At 40.8% G+C, this 20,482-nt stretch carries 14 protein-coding genes; all 14 read right to left on the bottom strand.

Annotated elements, in window-relative coordinates:
• Positions 1-11: 11 nt before the first annotated feature.
• The 14 genes from NVS78_RS09455 to NVS78_RS09520 all read right to left on the bottom strand — a co-directional run bounded on the left by NVS78_RS09455 (position 12) and on the right by NVS78_RS09520 (position 19,848).
• Entirely contained in the window at positions 12-2,306 is a 2,295-nt protein-coding gene (locus NVS78_RS09455; protein ID WP_286358971.1) for a Gldg family protein, read from the bottom strand.
• Between the two features lie 18 nt (positions 2,307-2,324).
• On the bottom strand, positions 2,325-3,245 hold the full coding sequence (locus NVS78_RS09460) for an ABC transporter ATP-binding protein (protein ID WP_286358972.1): 921 nt from the start codon (positions 3,243-3,245) through the stop codon (positions 2,325-2,327).
• A 28-nt stretch (positions 3,246-3,273) separates the two neighbouring features.
• Positions 3,274-4,899 (bottom strand): PKD-like family lipoprotein, encoded by a 1,626-nt coding sequence (locus NVS78_RS09465; protein WP_286358973.1) that lies wholly within the window; start codon positions 4,897-4,899, stop codon positions 3,274-3,276.
• 11 nt (positions 4,900-4,910) lie between these two features.
• Positions 4,911-5,666 carry a DUF4843 domain-containing protein gene (locus NVS78_RS09470; RefSeq protein ID WP_286358974.1) on the bottom strand — a complete coding sequence of 252 codons (756 nt, stop codon included), beginning with the start codon at positions 5,664-5,666 and terminating at the stop codon, positions 4,911-4,913.
• Positions 5,667-5,685: 19 nt separating this feature from the next.
• A complete protein-coding gene (locus NVS78_RS09475; RefSeq protein ID WP_286358975.1) occupies positions 5,686-7,251 on the bottom strand; it encodes a RagB/SusD family nutrient uptake outer membrane protein in 1,566 nt (521 codons plus the stop codon).
• 17 nt (positions 7,252-7,268) lie between these two features.
• Positions 7,269-10,652, bottom strand: a complete 3,384-nt coding sequence (locus NVS78_RS09480) for a SusC/RagA family TonB-linked outer membrane protein (protein ID WP_286358976.1) — start codon at positions 10,650-10,652, stop codon at positions 7,269-7,271.
• 88 nt (positions 10,653-10,740) lie between these two features.
• Positions 10,741-11,928, bottom strand: coding sequence for a FecR family protein (locus NVS78_RS09485; RefSeq protein ID WP_286358977.1), 1,188 nt, complete (start codon positions 11,926-11,928; stop codon positions 10,741-10,743).
• Between the two features lie 42 nt (positions 11,929-11,970).
• The gene (locus NVS78_RS09490; protein WP_286358978.1) at positions 11,971-12,564 is read right to left on the bottom strand and encodes an RNA polymerase sigma-70 factor; all 594 of its coding nucleotides are present in this window, start codon (positions 12,562-12,564) and stop codon (positions 11,971-11,973) included.
• A gap of 293 nt (positions 12,565-12,857) precedes the next feature.
• The gene (locus NVS78_RS09495) at positions 12,858-16,154 is read right to left on the bottom strand and encodes a golvesin C-terminal-like domain-containing protein (RefSeq protein WP_286358979.1); all 3,297 of its coding nucleotides are present in this window, start codon (positions 16,152-16,154) and stop codon (positions 12,858-12,860) included.
• Between the two features lies 1 nt (position 16,155).
• Positions 16,156-16,701, bottom strand: a complete 546-nt coding sequence (locus tag NVS78_RS09500; protein WP_286358980.1) for a hypothetical protein — start codon at positions 16,699-16,701, stop codon at positions 16,156-16,158.
• 8 nt (positions 16,702-16,709) lie between these two features.
• On the bottom strand, positions 16,710-17,366 hold the full coding sequence (locus NVS78_RS09505; protein WP_286358981.1) for a hypothetical protein: 657 nt from the start codon (positions 17,364-17,366) through the stop codon (positions 16,710-16,712).
• A gap of 72 nt (positions 17,367-17,438) precedes the next feature.
• A complete protein-coding gene (locus tag NVS78_RS09510) occupies positions 17,439-18,143 on the bottom strand; it encodes a peptidase associated/transthyretin-like domain-containing protein (protein ID WP_286358982.1) in 705 nt (234 codons plus the stop codon).
• Positions 18,140-19,297: a hypothetical protein gene (locus NVS78_RS09515; RefSeq protein WP_286358983.1), complete on the bottom strand. Its 1,158-nt coding sequence runs from the start codon at positions 19,295-19,297 to the stop codon at positions 18,140-18,142. The genes NVS78_RS09510 and NVS78_RS09515 overlap by 4 nt, the downstream gene beginning before the upstream one ends.
• 74 nt (positions 19,298-19,371) lie before the next feature.
• The gene (locus NVS78_RS09520) at positions 19,372-19,848 is read right to left on the bottom strand and encodes a carboxypeptidase-like regulatory domain-containing protein (protein WP_286358984.1); all 477 of its coding nucleotides are present in this window, start codon (positions 19,846-19,848) and stop codon (positions 19,372-19,374) included.
• Positions 19,849-20,482: the final 634 nt, after the last annotated feature.

Raw genomic sequence — 20,482 nt, forward strand, 5'->3', positions numbered from 1 at the left:
AGGCCGGACATTTATCTTCCTCTTCTCCTGATCCAGATAAACAAAGCCAAACAAAGCAATAAAGCAGGAAATACTCCCATAAACAAGATTTTAGAAATATACATCCCCTGTTGACCGATATAAATTTTATCGTCCGGAGGCGTCGGACGACGTACATCGATAGGCACCTCTTCATTTGATAACCAGAAAAAGGCTCCCTGTATAATCGAGTAGTTAGAAGCCCTGATATCTTTTCGTCTCCGACTAAACTCACCATTACTGACACAATCAGCATCTCCCAATACAATAATCCGCTGCTCCTTCTCTCCCACTTTACGAGACAAAGCTAATCCGGTCACGAAAGTTTTCCGGATCTCCCCCGCGGAAGGATCGAAGCGGGCCGTGTCGTCAACAAAGTTCGTCGTCTGCAACTCGTTCCAGCAATCGAGCGTGTCGCTCTCGAACAACGGCGTTACATCGAAACCCTTGTCCGTCACGTAATCCAATCCGGTAGCACTCGGCATCGTAACCACGAATTCCCGTCGTTTCATATTTCCGTAGATATAAGAGAACTCCGCGGCCTCTTCCGTCGGTCGGGCCATAATCAAATCTGCCTGGAAATTTTTCGTCGGACGCACGAGAATTCCTGGCATGAATCGTACGCCGAACAACCCGATCACCGGATTCATTACCTCCTGGCGTTTCGGTTCCCCGGCGATCAGCAAGTTCCCCCCCCGGGCGATGTACTTGTCCAGGTTCACTTTCTCCGTGTTCGTCATCGGTTGACGCATCTCGGCAATCACAAGAATATTTATGTCCGAGGGTATCTCTTTATCCAAAGAGATGTTTTCGAAATCGAAACCCTGGTTGATTAAAGAGTGACGAAAAGGCTTGTCTCGCGTAAACATGCTGTAATCTCTATCGCCTTCCCGTTCCGTGTTACGTTCGCCATGCCCCGTCAGGAAGCCCACTTTCGGCAATTTCATCACCAAACGTTTAAACGCGGCGGAAATCTCCGTCTCCCCGGGGAAAACCTGGTTATCGTCATATACCCGCAAGAAAGTCTTCTGGCCGTTCTCTCGCTCCAATAAACGAACGAAACGATTATGTTCCGACTTTAAATTAATTATTTCATGAATCTGTTCCGGTTTCAAGATCTTGTTAGAATCCAAATTAGATATCTCTATCATTTTCTTAGCTATCTGTTCAAAAGTCATGTTTGGATATCTCTTTTCCAGTTCCTTCATATCCTTTATCGAATCATAATAATAGACATACTTCATCGTGATATCCGGTTTGAAGCGAACATATTGTCTGAAGGTTCGCAAATCCCAATTCCGATAAGAAGGTGAACCGATCCAAGAGTATCCATCCAGAACATTTACATAACTGGTAATCTTTAGCCTACCTTTCATTCGAGCTACTATATCCTGACTATTAGGAGTTAACGTGTTCGTTTTTGTCCGAGTGGCATCGTAAAACGACATCAAAGCAGGACGAGAAGAAAGGTAACCGACAAACAACGCCACCGCCCAAACTCCAACGTATTTGCCCCATGTTACCATCCAGGAAACCTTCTGGCGACGAGACTGTAAACGTATGATGGACATCCACAGGAATAAAACGATAACAATCAGAAAATAAAGGATATCTTCCGAGCAAATCAATCCCCGGACAAACTCTCCGGCACGGCCGGAAATCGCCAACCAAAACGTGATATCGCGAACGAAATCGATCTCCTGCCACAAACTTTTCACGTAAGACAAGGCTGCCAAAGTCGACAGCGTGCCGACAGCGGCAACGATCTGGTAGGAGGTCAGGCTCGACATGAACAAACCGATCGCCGCGTAAGCGCAAATCAAAAGGTACAAGCCCAACATGCCCGAAAGAATTACCGGTATATCAAAATCCTTTACAACGCATGCCGCAAATATACTATATATAATCAGTACCCCGATCAATACCAGGGCGTACACCATCATCGAGGCGTACTTCCCGAGAATGATCTGCCAGTTCGTCACCGGAGAGGAGTACAGTAATTTAATTGAACCGCTACCCAGCTCCCGGCTCATCAAGCTCATCGTCAACAAAGGGATGTAAAGGTAAAGGTAAGATTGAACAGCTGAAAACAAACCTCTTGAACCATATAACCCGAGAGTCACGTTATAGTTACCGTAACCTAAAGATTCATAATGTACCATGCCCGCCATCAAATTAGAGAAGGTCATGCTGCATTGAAAGGTAAAGATGATCAGGATCAACCACGCGATCGGCGAGTAGAACAGAGTTTGTAATTCCGCTTTCGCTATTTTGTATATTGTCTTCATTGTAAACGTGTTTTAAAATTACTTCTTTGATAATTCGGCGAAAACGGCATCCAAGGAACTCTTTTCCTGGTAAACCTCCGTCAATCTCCATCCCCGGGAGACACTCGTCTCCACCAGTCGCTCCGTAACCTCCTGGAAATCCGTGTATTGAAGGCGATATCTCATCCCGCCCAGCTCTTCCACCCCGCTCACGCCCGGGATTGAACGCAACTCGTCAACAGAAGGGGCGGCGACCAGCGTCACCACCAGCGTGTTAGGGATGATGTAATTATCGAACTCGTCTACCGTACCGGAGAAAACAAGGTTACCCTGCTCGATCATACGGATGTAGTCGCAAGTCGCCTGAACTTCTGACAAGATATGCGTCGACAAGACTACCGTGCGATCCTCGGCGATCTCCTTGATCAGGTGACGGATCTCCACGATCTGGTTAGGGTCCAGACCGTTCGTCGGCTCGTCCAAAACCACGAACTCCGGGTTGTGGATGATGGCCTGCGCTATACCCACGCGCTGTTGATAACCCCCGGAGAGGTTACGGATCAAACGCTTGTTGAAATGACTGATACCGCACTTGCCCATAACCGCCTTCACGGCCGTCGATATCTCGCTGTCCGGGACGTGACGCAAGCCGGCGCAATACTCCAGGTACTCCGTCACCGTCAAATCCGGGTGCAAGGGCGGCGTCTGGGGCAAAAAGCCGATATGGCGTTTCGCCTCTACAGGGTTCTCACGGATACTCACGCCCTTGATATAAACGTTTCCTTCCGTCGGTTTTAATACGCCGCATATAATATTCATGATTGTCGACTTACCCGCTCCATTGGAACCCAACAGGCCGTAAATACCGTTCTTGGTAATCTCGAAATTGATATCCCGCACAGCCCACTGGATCGTGTAACGATGGGACAAGTTTTCAACTTTTACAATCGATTCCTCCATACAATATGATTTAATTATAAATAACCATTTAATAGGCATCGCCACCATACACGTTATACAGCTCTTTTGCAGATACCACTTTCCCTCCTAAATTAAACTCTGACAGCAATTTCACTGGCAATTGAAAATTGTTACGATCAAATTCGTAAATGAGAAATTTTCCATTTTCGAGTCCTACCATTAATTTATTATAATCTCGAGTGTAACCGTAATAAGTTATGTATCCAATATAAGTCACTTTAGACTCGCATCGTATAAAAGGATAATCCTGATCCTCATTTCTATCGACATAACGAATTTCGTTGCCCTTGGTATATATGACGATTTTCTGTGGTCCTCCATTAATAACGGTAGTCAAAAATAAAGAGCTTTTATCTAAGCTTCCTCCCGGAAAAGGTACAACGTTTTTTCCAGTAAGTTCCAAACAGGAATTTACAGGAGAAAGGGCGAAATCTCCTATATAGGTATTCCCGCCGGAATCGTTATAAAAAATGGTATACCATTCACGTTGCCAATCTGCAGTATTATACCTTGCTAAATACAAAACTTCTGTTCCTTCAGGCATTCCCCACACGGGAGGAATATTGTCTTTATTGCCGACTCCTTTTGTAACCGGTTCAATAAAGTTTGTTCTAATCATCTGAAATGCGGGCTCCCACACATAAACAAGCTTAAAATCAATCATCAGTACGCGTCTATTCTTTTCATCATAACAAGGAACAGGTACAATACCACTTGCAGAATGGCCAAAAGTCAATACTTTACATCCTATGGTATCAACAGAGTAAGGTTCCGATACAAACTTTCCCCCTAAATAATTCTCGGACATGATTCTACGAAAAATCCTTCCGTCACGAGTAGTGATAAAGGTATAATTATCGCAATCGTGCCGATCCACCACGTTCAGATTTTCAGGTGTGCCATTCAAAAACTCGTCCTTTAGTTCACTTACCTTTACCATGTTCTCATTATTAATCACGTAAGCCACCTTATCCGTTAAAATCGTCATAGAACCGAGACTACCGACATTCATTGCCATTGCTTTTGCCAATGTAATGGGTTTCCCGGGAATATCGCTTCCATTTACCGTCTTAAAAATATTCTCGTCAGCAAGCCGAAAATCATACACGATCGTCACCCCATCAGGAGCATATTTTGACCTGCGTATCACGTGGGACAAGCGGGACTGCTCCCCCATTTCGGATAAAACCAACAAATCGTATTCTCTAAATCGAGAATTAATTTTTACAGTAAACCTCGCCATAAAAACAATACCGGTCGTTTGATCGATAATACTAAAGTTCCCCACATATCCACCCTCAAAAAACGGATTTTCCGACTTAAGAATTTTTATTAACGAATCGGTCTCTATATCAAAATCCGCTTCTCTTCCGAATACCACGTCTCTCAATTTCCATTCATAACGCACGTTAGCCTCATGTAACGCAGAATCTCTCTCCCATTTAAAATAGTTATGTCCTCTAAATTTGGCCACTTCTCCCTCATTACAGACTACTCGTAAAGGAGCTGCATTCACATCAAAAAGCCAAGTCGGAGCATTTAGATCCTTATAATCATAGCTTCCCTCATCTTTAAAACAACCGGTAAATAAGCATACAAACAGGAGACAACCGAATAATATTATCTTTTTCATACAATTCATTTTTAAAGTGGTAATTTCATTAAGGTTCCATCCTCCTCGGTTATGGCAGGAGTTTGATCATTCAACCACTGTTTAAACAACATGGCTAAACGAATGGCCTGATCGGGGTGATTTTTAATCAAATCTGAACTCATCTCCGCTTTTTTATCCACGTTATCCAAAAATAACTTATACTTCTTTTGTGAATAAGAACCTAATAAGTTAATCTCGACTTCCCGCGTCCACCAATCAGGTTTAGCCGCTATTGTAGTTACGATCATCTTAGCCCTAATTCGTTCTATCTGTCCCAACCGTACCCTGCCATTGGGAACCAATTCCACTACAAGTTTTATTCCTTCGGGCATCTTATCCAACCTCTCACTGCGGTGTAATTTAATCCGAAGGGTATCCAATATTTCCGTGGCATCCTCCCCCACGGTATTTGCATGGAAGGTATAGGTCTCATCCAAATCATATTCATCAGGAGTAGCTGTCGTCTCTTCCGGAATAACCTTTAACCCGAAAGGAATATCGGAAGTTAAAAGTGTTCCGGACAAATTTACCTCCAATTCTGCCTCTACATCTTTTGTTCCGGTCGGATAAAAGAAAAAGGAAACTACCGTGGAATCCGCTTCCGCCGTTCCCGGAAATATTTCATTGACATAAAACTTTTTAAAATAAATCTCATGTTCATCCTGAAACAGTATCGTCTGCCGCTCGCTACAAGCATACAAACCGATAACCGAAAACAGGAATAGGCTAAACAAATGCTTTTTCATAATTTGCTTATTTAAGGTTTTATAAAATCTGATCATCTGGAATCGGAAATAAATACTCGCTTCGTTTCATAGGACGCACGACATTACGACCGAAATCAATTGAAGCATTCAACCGTTTGTATAGATAAAAAAGTTGACCTTCCGAAATCCATTCCCTTCGAGCATCACATATTAACTCTTTTACAAAGGAATTCCAATCCTTTACCGTAATCGATTCCAAACACCCTCTATTGCGTCGAATCCTGTCCAAAATATTTTGAGCTTCCAAAAAATTGCCTTTTCGGGCATAATACTCGGCCATAATATAACGCATCTCCGTCGAACGAATCATAGGTATAATCGTGATATTTCCATCACGAATTTCCTCATTATCGCTTATATACCATTTACCCGATACCGGCCAGCTACTGTTGCCTTTAGGATAAAATATCATCTTCTCAGAACGATAATCCTGATTAAACTCATTTTTTAATCTATCAGAAGTATAAAATGTTTTTTGTTCGTTATAATTTATTATTAACCATGAAGTTATATGATTGTCTTTTCCAAAACATTCAATTAAATTAGCATCACGATAAGCCTTTTCGTCATAAACAGCAAAGATTAAATTGGAAATCACTTTCAAATCTTTCTTCGACTCGAATTGTGTCGATGCCCTAACCCCGGAATAATCATCCACGCTATAAAAAGAGTAATTTCCATATGGTGTATTCAATTTGTATGACATAACCTCTTCCGCCATCTTAAAAGCTTCTTCCTCTTTACCGGCATACTGATACACCCGGGACAAAAGAGCAGTAATCGCATAGTAACTCAAACGATACCCACGGCCTTTGAAAAAATTTTCTACCGAGGAATCATTGTAACCAGGTATACCAAACTTAAATTCGTTATAAAAACGAGTGTTCCCGGTAGCACATACCCCCTTACCCAAAGCAGAAGTATCGAACTCCGTTACCAAATCACGAGCTCGCTGCAAGTCGGCTATCACTTTTTCCAAAAACGGTTCCACTGCAATCCGAGAAGCATGAAGTTCCGGATAATCCTCCACGTAAGGAACATAAACCTTTTTATCATCGTTTACGGGAGCTGGAGCAAACAAACGCAACAGATCAAAATGCATAAGCGCACGGCAAGCGTAGGCTTCACCAAGGATCATTTTCCGTTCCGTCTCTCCTTTTGCAAACAGATCCGAAGAAGCAGATTCTGCATTTTGGATCAAACTATTGGCATTGGCTATTATATTAAATGCCGATTTCCAAATGCCCTCTATCACCGGAGCCAAATACACGTCATTATAATTAAAAACACCGGCAGCCTTATATTTCTGGGTTCGAGAATTTTGTTCCATTAGTTTTAAATTATACTGTTGGGAGATACAATCCACTATACCGAAACTAAGTTGTCCACCATATAAACTACTGGAAGCCATCGATTTATACAACCCATTCAGAACAGTACGATACCCGTCTCCCGTGCTGAACAATTGATTTTCTGTAGTTTGTCCTTCAGGTTGAATATCCAACCAATCTTTACAAGAGGCAAAGAAAAAAGAGGACAATAATATTATAACATAGATTTTCATAATTATTGTTTTTTAAATTAAAAACCTACACTCACCGTGAAACTATAATTTCTCGCATAGGGATAGCTCGTTCCCCGCTCCTCCTTTACCGTTGACCAACGACAAATATCATTAGCATTAAAACTAAGCCCTAAAGAAGTCAATCGAATCTTTTTAATTACCTCCCGATTAAAATCGTATCCTATTGATAAACTGGAAAAACTCAAATAATCATAATCTTGTACAAAACGAGAAGTCGGTTTGGTGGTTGTCGTATTTTTTATATCGTAAAAAGGAGCAATATCCCCCACCTTGATCCACCTTTTCGAAAGAACCCGCCGATCCACGTTCGAATTGGTAATATCTGCATTCTCCACCTTATTGAGCAAAGTCGAATTATAGGTTTGTGCTCCCCATTGGTACAGGAATGAAGCATTCAGATAAAATCCCTGAAAACCCACGTTTACCCCGCAACTACCCTGCGCTTTCGGAAGTTTGTCTCCCACAACGACCTGATCATTGGCATTCCAGGTATAGGTGCTCGTTCCTCCCTTCTTAATAAACTTTTCCCTCCCATTCGCCGGGTCGATACCAGCCGAGCGCACAGCATAAATCGCCGTGGTGGAAGCCCCCTCGTAATACATAATCAATGGGGTTGTTATAAGTCCTTGACGAGACTCTGAATCATAATTTTCCAAAACTTTTTTATTATACTCTTTAGAAGCTTCACCCAGCTCAACGATCTTATTCTTATTGGAAGCCAAATTGGCATTCACCACCACGTTCCAATCCCGATCCCGATAAAGCGTAGCATTAAAAGTAAGTTCAAATCCCTTATTCAGTATTGATCCGCTATTCGATTTGTATTTGCTGAAACCGGATGAACTCTGAACAGACACCTCATCGATAAGGTCTTCCGTTTTTTTACGGTAATAAGTTGCAGAAAGATAAAATTTATTATTAAAAAAACTGACAGTTATTCCGGCATCCAACGTTTTTGTTGTCTCCCAGGTCAATTTCGGATTTCCGAGATATATCAATGAATTAGCAGGCCCCGTGTAGTACCAATCACTTTTATCCGACTGAAATGTAGTAATTGCGGCATAAGCGGGGAAATTCACCTTACCGGTACTTCCGTACGAAGCACGAATCCGTAAAGTATTTACAAGCCAATTATTCTTTAACCAACCGTAATTATGAAAATTTATTCCGGCACCGAAAGACCAGAAAGGAGCAAATCGTCTATCCGAACCGAATTGGGAGGAACCGTCCAAACGGTAAGATACATCCAACAGATAAACATCATTATAAGAATAATTTACCAAAGCCAAAAGACCGAACAACCGATTTTCCGTGGAGGAGATATCCGATTTATCTGGCTGATCCGCAGCATCGGCCGGTTTATTCAGACTTCCCATCATAAAACCTTTAAACAACATACTGGTAGATTCCGAATAGGATTCTCTGACATTAAATCCGGCAGTAGCATTAATAAAATGTTTCCCGAAAGATCTGTTAAAATAAAACATTGCGTTAACATTCCAGTTATAATTATTGGAAAGCGATCGGGACAAGGTTCCTCTTTTTTTCTCCTGTTCATATTCAAAAGAGGGATCCTTGGGGTCCATAAAAGATTCGTTTATCGAATTTGTTTTTGTTATACTAAATTGTCCCTTAAACTGGAGTCCATTCAAAATAAATAAATTGATATTTAAATTATCCGTAATATCATTGGAACGTACTTTACCGTTATAACTTTTTAAATGCTTTACTGTCCACAAAGGATTTTTTTCCTTTTGTATGCCTAACCCTTGTAATTCCTTTACCAATTCCCCATTCTCATCATAAATTTCATAATAGGGTAACAACTTTGCATAAGTACTGAAACTACCGTAAGGAGAATCTTCAGAACGAGTCGAACTATACGATATGTCATTTCTAATTTGTAACCACTCTTTGCTTCTAAAATCCAACGTCAGACCGGCTCCGGCCCGGGTTCTGCGGGAACCGATCATTACCCCCTTATTACTGTCGTAATTCAAGTTTATGCCGTATCGCATGCTCTTTTCACCTCCCTCTATACTTATACTGTGTTTATGATTAAACACATTCCGTAAAGGCTGGGCCAACCAATCCGTATCCACGCCCCGTTGAATACGTTGCAATATCGTATTATAATCTACATTTTTCATGGGTTGCAAATCAGGCCTATCAGGCGTCGTATATTTACCCATCAATCGTTCCACCTCCAATTTTTCCGCCGCGTTACAAAGGTTATAATCCGATAGATCGGGTAATTCTACACCCCCGTTAAAGCTATACCTCACACGTATCTCTCCCATTTGCGGAGCAACCGTACTCACTACAACCACCCCGTTGGCGGCACGGGAACCGTACATGGCCGTGGCAGCCGCATCCTTTAAAATCGTTATGCTCTCGATGCGGTTCATATCCATATCGTAAATCTTCTCCACGCTCGTCTCAAATCCGTCTAAAATAAAAACCGGCAAATTCGGATTATCCTTTAGACTGGTTCGTTGCGTCCTTTTGGCTTCCTCCACATCCAACCCTTTCGTCATGGCGATACTGGATTCTCCGCGAATATTGAATTCGGGTAAAGCATTGGGGTCTGATCCCCATAATGAATTCTCCCGAATACGAAACGAGGGATCAAACAACTGAAGAGCAGCAATCACATTTTTATTATTGGCTTTTAGTAACTGATCTCGAGTTACTGTTACGGCATTACCCGTGAAACTCTCTTTCCTGATATTCGCGTAACCGGTCACCACCACTTCATCGACCTGCTTCATACCCTCTTTTAACACCACGTTAATGGTATCCTTCCCCGCATATTTAATCTCCCGGGACTCCATTCCGACAAAAGAAAACAGCAAAGAAAATTTTTCCATATAAGGCAAGGTCAAAACGTATTTTCCATCCTTATCGGTGGCCGTCCCCAAGGTCGTCCCCTTTAGCAACACGGTCACCCCGGGAATGGTCCCCCCCTTTTCATCCGTCACCTTCCCCAAAATTCGAATTTTATTCTCTTTTTCAGAGACATTTTTAGTATCCCTTCGAAACACGATAATTTGGTTTCCGGATATCTCATAAATGTATTTCGTCCCTGAAAACACTTTATCCAACACCTTCACTACCGTTTCGTTCGTTACCGAAACAGAGATTTCCGTTATAGACCTCTCCTGCTCGTCATTGTAAAAAAATTTGTAGGAAGTTTGTTTTTCTATCTCCTGAAACAATACGGGAAGTGAGACCTTTTTCAAGTCCAAGGTCACCCGTTGAGGCTCTGCCGGACTACCTTTTACCGGAAGAGATAACAAATTTGTCCATAGAAAAGTCAATAAAAATAGCTGGCAGATAAATTTTATCGACACGAACAAAAAACATCGCTTTTTTTTCATAGCTTTGTAATGTTAAGTTAGTAATAAATGAATAGTTTAACGCAGGGAGTATCCGATCGTGTTGGAGGCACAGGAGATACTCCTTTTGTTATTTTGTCAAAACAATTCGGTCTTTCTCTATAACATAATCGATATTTAAATTTTTACATATGGAGTACATGATGACCCGAATATCATCCTCTCTTTCAAAAACGCCCCTAAACAATTGATTAAAAACGATTCCCGTTTCGTTCACGATACGTATCCCGTACCAACGTTCCAATTTCCGTACCAGCTCGTCGAACGGTTCGTTGCCGATAAAAAGGATGCCGTCCTTCCACCTTACCTTATCGCCCGCATTCACTTCCGCAATCTCCATTCTCCCGTTACACGTATCCAACAGGAACTGTTGATCGGGACGAATCATGAAGGTACGTTCTCCGGCATATACCTTTACACTTCCCTCCACGAGGGTAACGCTCACCCGGCCATGATCTCCGTATGTATTCACCTCGAAAGAGGTTCCCAACACTTCGGTTCTCATCTCCCGGGCAACAACAATAAAGGGACAGGACGAATCTTTCGCCACCTCAAAATAGACATTTCCCCTAACTTCAACCTCTCTTTTATCTTTCCCGAAACAGACCGGATAACGAATCGAACTTTCGGAATTGATCCATGCTTTGGTCCCGTCGGACAATTGAACGGTAAAACGTTCTCCCGCAGGTACGGTAATCTCATTGTAAATTTTTTCAAAATATACCGCCTCTTCCAAAAGATCACTTACCCCGTACACGATTTCCCGGCGATTGATCTTGTGAAGCCGAACGGATTCTTTTAACTCCCCCGGCAAGGATAGCGTATCCCGAGTCACACTTATTTTTCGCCCGTCAGATAAGGTTAAAACGATCTCTGTAGCCCGACGTATTTCCAAATCGTTTTTCGATAAAGTTATCTCTTCGGGCATCCAGGGCCATCCGACCAAAACCATAGCGATCAATCCGACTGCAGCAACCGAGGCTACACGCCACAACCATCCCGCACGACGTTTCGATCGCGGAGATTTCATAAATCGACAATACTCTTTTAATCTGTCGTTGAAGCATTTTCGGTCCACTTCTATCCTCGAAGTCAGGTGCCATACCTTTTTAAATTTCTCGAAATAAATCCGGTTCTCCTCTCGCTTTATCCATTTCAAAAAATAAACGACTTCTTCCCGACTCGCACACTCCATTAAGATACAAACTAATATCTCATCTATATCAAAGTTTTCGGAATTTATCTTTTCTGTCTTCATATCTTAAAGACAGTTGAAAATAGTCTTAGTCCCAATAAGAAATTAAAAAAATAAAATAATTTGCAACAAATAATCCAATCTTTTCCGTAATCGACTCAAAGCGATGGAGATATGACGTTTTACCGTTTTCTCGGAAATAATTAATTTTTCGGCAATTTCCCTGTTTTTTAATCCCTCGATCTTACTTAAGGTAAAAACTTCCCTGCACTTTTCCGGTAATGTCGCCACGACTTCCCGTACGGCCTTTTCGATATCAGAACGACGTAATAACACTTCAGCTTCCGGTAGCTGGATAACCGTGGAGTAATAAACATCCGCAGAGTGCTCTTGCTCATACTTTTGAATATTCCTTTTATGAGCCAATGTATTTAAACTTCGATTATAAACCGATTTAAAAAGATAAGTTTTAACCGAAAAAACGATGGATAGAGCTTCCCGACCTTCCCATAATTTATAATATACTTGTTGAACGACATCCCGAGCCGCTTCCCTATCTTGCAACAATCTAAAAGCATAATCCAATAACGAATCGTAATACATGGTGTAAATATGCACGAAAGCGGAAACTTTTCCCGATTTTAACAAATTCAGTAATTCCCTGTCGTCCGAATAATTTTTAACCGTATATATCCCCATATAAACTCCTGTAATAAAACCGCTATTTCACACCTGTCCGTAATTTCTTCAAAAGATTTTAATTAGAACTGAGAAGTCAAAAATAAATATATATTATAACTATACAAAAATTATTACACAAAACTCCAACATTAATACACAAAGATCTAATACAACCGTATATTCATCACTACCGTTTATCACATACATCGTAAACAATCCCACGCGATAATTACGTTCGACTATTTTACAAAAAAATCCGGTCGAAATTCAACCGGATTATCATGCTACCAATCATTCAGATTCATCAAAATCTATCGTTTTTCTTTCCGAACCCATTTTACCGCATCGGCATAAATCGCTTGTTCTTCATCTGCCCCCCGATCATTTAAAACGACCCAATTCTCCCCTGCATTCAAATCAAACTCTCCTAAAGAAAACCATCCTGTCTCTTCCTGCATATCGGTTCGTAAAACAATGCTCTGATTCCCGTCTCGACTCGACAACTCGTAGTATTGAGCAGCTTCTCCCGCGTAACGAACCTGGCGGTACCCGATATAGACCCAAACCTCATATTTTCCTTCCTCGGCTAAATCAACTCTCCACTCGGCTTTACAGTTCCCGTTTCCCGCCTTTTTATAAACCGAACTCCGGATCACCTCGCCATACATCCGAGTCCCCATACAATAAGTCCAACGAAGGGGTAACCTACTTTTAATAGCCATCAACATTTCATCCGCGTAAACGTATTTTTTTTCCTCCTCTTCAGGAGAGATAAATCTTCCCCGCCGTTTATCCGGTTCTATCAAACGGAATCCCGGATCTTCGTTATCCACGATAAGTTCATTGGAATCCGGCTGAAAAAGGCGTTTATCAATATCAAAAACACCACAAACAGTATCCGTAACTTCCGTAACATCTGTAAACAACAACAATTCATCATAACCCGCCGGAAAGTTGCGGGATAAATTCAAATTCAGGGAATACACGGGTAGATAATCCATCACGTTTTTAATCTCCTTACAACTTCCGGCCGGAATCCAATAACAATAATCAACGCCTCTATTTTCCCTATCGGAAATAGTCAAACGTATAATTCCATCTGTGGTACTCGTGTTAAATATCTTAAACCGTACGCGATATTTTTCTTCTCCGTCAACGAGTATTTTATCCTTTCCGACATCTTTTACCAGATAGGAAGGAATCCCGCGTTGTCGGTACCAATCCGGCAATACTCCTATCAAGTCAATTCCCAACTCGGATTTCATTTCATCGCATAACGTTTCCAAAGAAAACTCCTGAAAAATATGCCTGGTTTCAAACCTTGCCAAAAAATCGTAAAATCGCTCCAAAGGAACTTTTAACGCAATATAATCTCTCAAATAGTCTACTTTCAACTGAATAATCATTTCCAATACCTCTCTTGAAAGAGATTCGTCGCGTAAAGCCTCTTCAAAACTACACTTCTCTAAATAACGAGTAGCTCTAAGCGCTGCCTCATTCCCGGAAAAATTAACTCTTACAGCCTTTTTCCTATTGGACATGGTGAATAACACTCTATCTATTACCGGAAATTCCGTTGAAAAAGCAGCATGGAGGTAATTGAGAAACAGAGGAGATACCCATTGCCTGTTCACCACGTTTTTTTGTCTCCCACCCCAAGGGAAAAAAGTCATAAAAATATTTTTATCCCTGTAATAAGCAGAGGGGCGTTTTAAACTCGACTGAAATAAATCCAAAAAATACTCCCCGTTGGTTTTCTCCTCTATCGTCCCGATAAATTCCCGCCTGTGGCTGTCCATCATCATCACGGAACGTTCGACATACATTACTTGATTAGTCACCCATCTTTCTGGAAACATCACGATTTCCGGCTGAACGAATTCACTTCCGATTTTCCAATTACGATCCTCCGTCCCGAGAGAAACAGGAGTCTCTAACAATACAAATCTATGAAAAGGATAGAAAGGGAATTTACTCTCTTGCTCCTTTATCGCTTTCCGCAACATCTCTTCCGGCATCCCCTCGTACAAAGACATCACATGATCATGTCCCTTAAAATAATAAAGCTCGAAATTAACGGAGTCCACTTTTAACGTTTTGCTCTCGTAAGTACCCATGCACAGCGTCAATCCCGTCAAATACTGCTTATTTCGGAAATATACCGTATCCCCTTTCCGTCGTGATTCACCCTGAGAAATCACGGTTCGTTTTCCTGAATCCACAACTCGTAAACGAAAATCCGTAAAATCTTTCGAAGACATATAAACAGATGACAAATTCACGGGTGGAACGGCTACCGGATACCAAATCGTTTCCGGGGTCAATAAGGTATAACGATCCCCGATGAAAGCATAGCGCTTCCCAAAACGCAACGGACAATTCCGCCACGCTCTTTTCCAATACGCTTCCTTTTCCACGTCTAAATAACATACCCGTTCATCTATTTTTCCCCTGTATTCCAAATAAAAAACTACCGTGTCCCCACTCCCTAACGGGCAATCGACCCTTACAACCTGATTCTCCCGACTGAATTTGACTGCCCCTCCCTTTTTATCCGAAAAACGGGTAATATCCAACCCCGGATTCAAATACAAGGTAACACGCGAAACGGGCTTATTTCCGCGGTTTACCACGGACAATCCGCTACGGGCTTCTATCCTGTTACCTGTCTGCTCTACCCGTAAATCATGCCGGACGACACGAATAAAACGCTCCTTACCGTACTTTTTCCCCGTCTCTAAATAACGATCTCGAACCCGATTCGTCTCTTCGTAAGGATACAAATAAAAAATACCGCATAATATACCAAACAATACCACTCCTCTCCCTATCGCTACAACTCTTACACGGTCCCCAGTCCGATTCGGCAATCGTTTTTCCTTTCCAACAGCCCACAAACATATGCCGATACCCCACAACAGGAACACAAAGCGATGCAACAGGTAATTCCCCAACCCGACATGCCCGACTACATCAGAGAACACGTTCGGCAAATCCGTTGCTATAAAATCTAAAATCCCGTACGCCACTCCCGGAAGCCACCAATAGGTCGCAATCAAAAAAAGAGTCAGCACCGACAAGGCAATTCCCTGTTTCCTGAATAATCCGGTAATGCCCATCGATAAACCGGTACAAAATACCAAAGCCGGCAACGAAAGTGTCAACCAATAAAACAAGTATGCCCACCCCCCAAAAGGAGAATCGCTACCGAACAGATTCAACATGACTACCATCATTATCGAAACGAACTGTACGATCACAACCGTCATCATGACACCGATCGCCTTCCCGCACAAATATTCCACATTATCAACCGGACGTACCCTTATTGCTTCCAAACTATCCGCCTGCCTCTCCGACGACCTCCATTCACATACGGAAAACGCAACCAGAAACGATTGAAAAGCACTTACAAGATACGCGTTTACGAAAGGCATGGAAGAAGGTAAGGCCAACATAAACCAAAGGCTTGCAAGATCACCTTGAAATACATATTGACAACAAAAAACAAGTACCCATAGTGAAAATGCCAATAACCGGAACACCCGGTTACGCCAAAGTAAATGATACTCCTGCCAAGCGATACATACAATCGTTCGATTTTTCATATCATTTTTCTTTTATACCCCTGATAATAACATCTTTATACAAACGCCAAAGTTCATCGTTCCCGATAGGCGTTCCCAGCAAAACAACTTCTTTCTTTTCATTCAACAAAAACGTCTTAAACTGGTAACTATCAGGAAACTTGTTTAATTTTCCCATCATCCCTTTTTTATCGAAAAAAATGGGATATCTAAAATTATTTTGCTTAGACAGAATAACAACCTGCTTGGGATTTTCTACATGCGCAACAAACAAAAATGCAAGAGAATCCGAATAGGCCTGAGTCTCTGTTATCTTTTTGTACCACTCGTACAATTGAAGCCTGCATTCCGAACACTCGTTCGAATCCACGTATACTAAAATAGAATAGCATTTATTTAATAAATCATTACACGTTGTATTTTTACCTAAAAATTTCGCTTCTAACGTGGAAGGAAAGGCAATCTTTTTTCCCCTCCATTCTTTCTGTATATTTTTCTCTATTCTCTTTTCGTTGCTCTGGCAAGAAAAAAACAGACTCGTTAGAATCCATATGACAATAATTCTCATCGCGTTTATTATTTAAAAAACAATCTTAGTAATCCATTCTTTGTCTTTACAACAAAAGGAACCGTGGGAGTAATACCATTCAGTCTCAACGTTGTCAAATAACTCTGCGGATAGTAAGGTTTATTACCGTGATGTAAAAATTGAGCCTCGATATCTCTGTACTCGCTCAAATCGGCAATAGCCTGCCTGCTATCGAGTAAATCCGGTAACTCCTCAAACGCTCTTGTATCATATATTCCGATAGGATATGAAGCAACAAGAACTGCTTTTTCCCGTAAGAACTGCATCTGGGCGTAAGCTGGAATCCTCTGATAAGCCATACATTGGAAAGCTTCTGTTTCAACCAACCTATTTTTCTCCGGATTACGCCTCGAGGGCATCTCTATACTTCCGAATCCCGTCTGATCCGATTTATGTTTCCAAACGGTCTCTTGTCTGCACGAGTGAACATACACGTCTCCCTCTTCGTTATAGGCCAACTCTATCTGCATTTTTGTCGAAAAAGGGGCATAGGTCCTCGTTAAATTAGCCAATCGATAAAAATGATAGTCTAAGTAATCGATCTCTATTCTTCTTAACCTAAAATCGTCCCTATCGATATACAAAACTCCCTTACAGAAAATTTTTATCTCCCGAGGATAATATTTTTCCCGCGTAGAAAACACGAATTTATAGCAATTGCTATCCGATACTACCGGCTGTATATCATAATATTTCAACTTAGAAAACAACGGGCCTCACAATAAGACAGCGCGCAAGGCCGAAAAAATCTTTTTACTTTCCGCGTTGTAAGACGACTCAATATACGGGGTCTTTAATGTATCCGAGCGATCAGGAAGCAGATTAAAACTCCTTGCCGAATAGACAGGAATATATTCGAATTTATAGTCCAAATCCCACTTCTCTTTTTGCTTCACATGTCCCGACGTTAAAAAAAAACCGAATTCCCGTCTGTATTCCACAGCCTTGGAAAAACAGGTCGTTATTTTTGTGTACTGGGCTTTCCCGTAAGAATTCATGTTATTTTGAGGAGAAACAGGTTGCAATTCTTTCATTACTTTTTCTAATAAATCGGCACTCTTTATTCCCACGACATTTACTTCCTGTAAAAACTCCATTTTCCTGGAGAGAGCCAATCGTTCCATCGACACCAAATCCCGTACGGCAACGATAGAATCTCTATAGCCCAAATACGAAAATTGTATGGAATCCTGTAAAGAAATATCTCCGGTTGAGAAACAACAATACCCCTTCTCGTCTGTTGTCGTAACAAGATAATGTCTATTCGGGTTAACGACATACACCCCGAACAAGGGTTCTGAAGAAGTATTCGTTACCTGTACTCTTAAAGTATCAGGAAGCGATTCGGCATGTAAAACGCAAACATAACACTCGAATATAAACCATAGCAACGACCTTAAAACGTTTATTTTTAACCTCATAACTTAAAACGATAAATGATAAACTTCTCATTCGCATAATCCGGTTTAACACCGGCGTAATACCAGGGAGCGATATACCCGATAACTTCAAATCCACGCGGGACATTAAAATCAGCGACAAGGCAGCGATTCCGGTATACCTGCAAACCATCTTCAAAAGGAGCCTTTTGTTTCTGATAGCCTCGAAATAAAACATCTGTTTGCGGAATCCATTTCAAATACCGATAGTAGCCATAATTTTGACGACACTCGCTAAAATGAATATCACTATCTTCAAAGGTTCGAAATTCCGGATAAACTGTATTCATATCCACCCCGCTGTTACCAAACGAAATCACCGTAGAATCCTTCATATTCATACGATAAACAAGAGTATCTACTTCAAAAGAAAAGAATAAACTATCTCGATACAAATCGAACAGTAAATATTTAAAATTCGAAAGATACCGATAGCGCTTATACACGGGTGGATAATTACATAATAACTGTTCTATCATCCCGTTTTTTAAAGAGAGTTTGGCCAAATTAAAACTTTCCGAATAATATTGCGGAGTATGCCCTTCCCCGTAAGCATTGAATTTAACGTGTTCGGTTACTACCGGAAAAAACAGGTACTCTTCATAGGCAACTATTTTATTTTTTCCATACTCAACCTCATAGATGTTCGGATTATTGGGATCGGGGTGTTCAAATTTACTGCTATCGATAAACTCTCCATCCCAACGAATAAAAAATTTTGAATCCACATTCAGATTACTATCTATAAGATAAATAAACCATTGCTTATCCAAAATAATAAAACGATCCCGCTCTGTTGTTGTCATCTGGTTTAAACCGAGTATTTCATTTTCTCCTCTCCCGAAACCCAACGCAGAACGAACGTATAATCCCTCTTTATCATAAACCAAAACAGACGACAAAACCCGATCTACAAAATAAAGGGTATCGTTTTTTATCAAGAAATCCCCTTCCATCGATGCCTGCTTTGCACTAAAACACAACGTATCCAAAAGCAATGACGTAGGACATGAGGTATTTTTGCAGGAATAATTTTCAACAATATCGTAAGCAATTTTATTTTTTCCTTCTGGAATTTGAACGCGTTCACACCCGATCCCAAGGATCAACAACATCAAAATACACGAGTTTTTCATATTTTCTTTCCGTTGAGGAGGTATTAAAAGCTTAGATATATTCCACCCAAGCTTTTAATCGCCTCCCTTATTTATTACCGACAATTCGCATTATAGGTTGAACAATTTATACTCGTTGTTCCCTTATAACAATTAGCCCTTAACGAAACGGCATTTCCTCCGTAACAATTTTTACCTCCGCCACTATCATTTTTACAACGACAATAGAAATACCCGGCTTCCCAATAATCATTTGCTCCATCACCAGAATCGTCTCTTAAGGTTATTTTTAAATTGGTTCCAAACGAAGATATCTCTTGTGTTACACATCCTATATAAGAAACAACCAAAGTTGATCCGGGAGATACATTAAGAGAAAATTTTCCATCTATATCTGTTACAGTACCTGTGGCAGTTCCTTTAACTACTACATTAGCCCCAATAATAGGCTGTCCCGAAGAATCGACAACCGTTCCTGAAACAGTCTGTTGTTGAGCAAAAACGACAATAGTACTTACAATGACGATCAGTACAACAAAAACACCTTTTTTTCCAAAAAATACTTTTTTCATACGTTTAAGATTTAGTGTGAAACAATAAAATAAAAAACTCTCGGTACCTTAATAATATGCCTCCTTTCTTAATGGTACACAGGTTAAACTTCAATATCTATGACAACTTTTAATAAAGACACAACAAACCTTATCTCAGGATGAGTCGTTTTAGAAATATTAATTTTATTTGTTTTTTATTTATTTTACAATATATGCATAAATATTCTTTATCGTATTATAAGTTATTTATAAAATAATACTTATAGTACTCAATGTATTTTCCGTTTAAAACTAAAATTTTCATTCATTTGTTCTAAACGCAAAGAGAGGTCATCCGTTTCCGGACAACCTCTCCATTAACACAACACTACATTGGATGTTGTAGTCACACACTACAAATTTCCCCTCGGTTTATAAAAATCTAACAAGAATTCTTTTAAAATCACCGTCGTTTTCCAAAAAACGAACGGTAAACGAACGGTAAACGAACGGTGAATAAATAAATCATCATTTTAGAATTACCGCCCTCTTCTCCTGATCCATATAAATATAGTTATGAAAAGTAAAATAGCAGGTAATATTCCCATGAAGATAATTTTCGTGATGTACATGCCGGTCTCGCTCGGGTAAACTTTATTGTCCGGCGGTGTCG

The sequence above is a fragment of the Gabonibacter chumensis genome (genome assembly GCF_024741215.1).
GTDB lineage: Bacteria > Bacteroidota > Bacteroidia > Bacteroidales > Marinifilaceae > Gabonibacter > Gabonibacter massiliensis.

Coding starts and splice junctions, on each gene's coding strand:
- NVS78_RS09455 (WP_286358971.1), bottom strand. CDS start 2,306: ATGAAGACAATATACAAAATAGCGAAAGCGGAATTACAAACTCTGTTC.
- NVS78_RS09460 (WP_286358972.1), bottom strand. CDS start 3,245: ATGGAGGAATCGATTGTAAAAGTTGAAAACTTGTCCCATCGTTACACG.
- NVS78_RS09465 (WP_286358973.1), bottom strand. CDS start 4,899: ATGAAAAAGATAATATTATTCGGTTGTCTCCTGTTTGTATGCTTATTT.
- NVS78_RS09470 (WP_286358974.1), bottom strand. CDS start 5,666: ATGAAAAAGCATTTGTTTAGCCTATTCCTGTTTTCGGTTATCGGTTTG.
- NVS78_RS09475 (WP_286358975.1), bottom strand. CDS start 7,251: ATGAAAATCTATGTTATAATATTATTGTCCTCTTTTTTCTTTGCCTCT.
- NVS78_RS09480 (WP_286358976.1), bottom strand. CDS start 10,652: ATGAAAAAAAAGCGATGTTTTTTGTTCGTGTCGATAAAATTTATCTGC.
- NVS78_RS09485 (WP_286358977.1), bottom strand. CDS start 11,928: ATGAAGACAGAAAAGATAAATTCCGAAAACTTTGATATAGATGAGATA.
- NVS78_RS09490 (WP_286358978.1), bottom strand. CDS start 12,564: ATGGGGATATATACGGTTAAAAATTATTCGGACGACAGGGAATTACTG.
- NVS78_RS09495 (WP_286358979.1), bottom strand. CDS start 16,154: ATGAAAAATCGAACGATTGTATGTATCGCTTGGCAGGAGTATCATTTA.
- NVS78_RS09500 (WP_286358980.1), bottom strand. CDS start 16,701: ATGAGAATTATTGTCATATGGATTCTAACGAGTCTGTTTTTTTCTTGC.
- NVS78_RS09510 (WP_286358982.1), bottom strand. CDS start 18,143: ATGAGGTTAAAAATAAACGTTTTAAGGTCGTTGCTATGGTTTATATTC.
- NVS78_RS09515 (WP_286358983.1), bottom strand. CDS start 19,297: ATGAAAAACTCGTGTATTTTGATGTTGTTGATCCTTGGGATCGGGTGT.
- NVS78_RS09520 (WP_286358984.1), bottom strand. CDS start 19,848: ATGAAAAAAGTATTTTTTGGAAAAAAAGGTGTTTTTGTTGTACTGATC.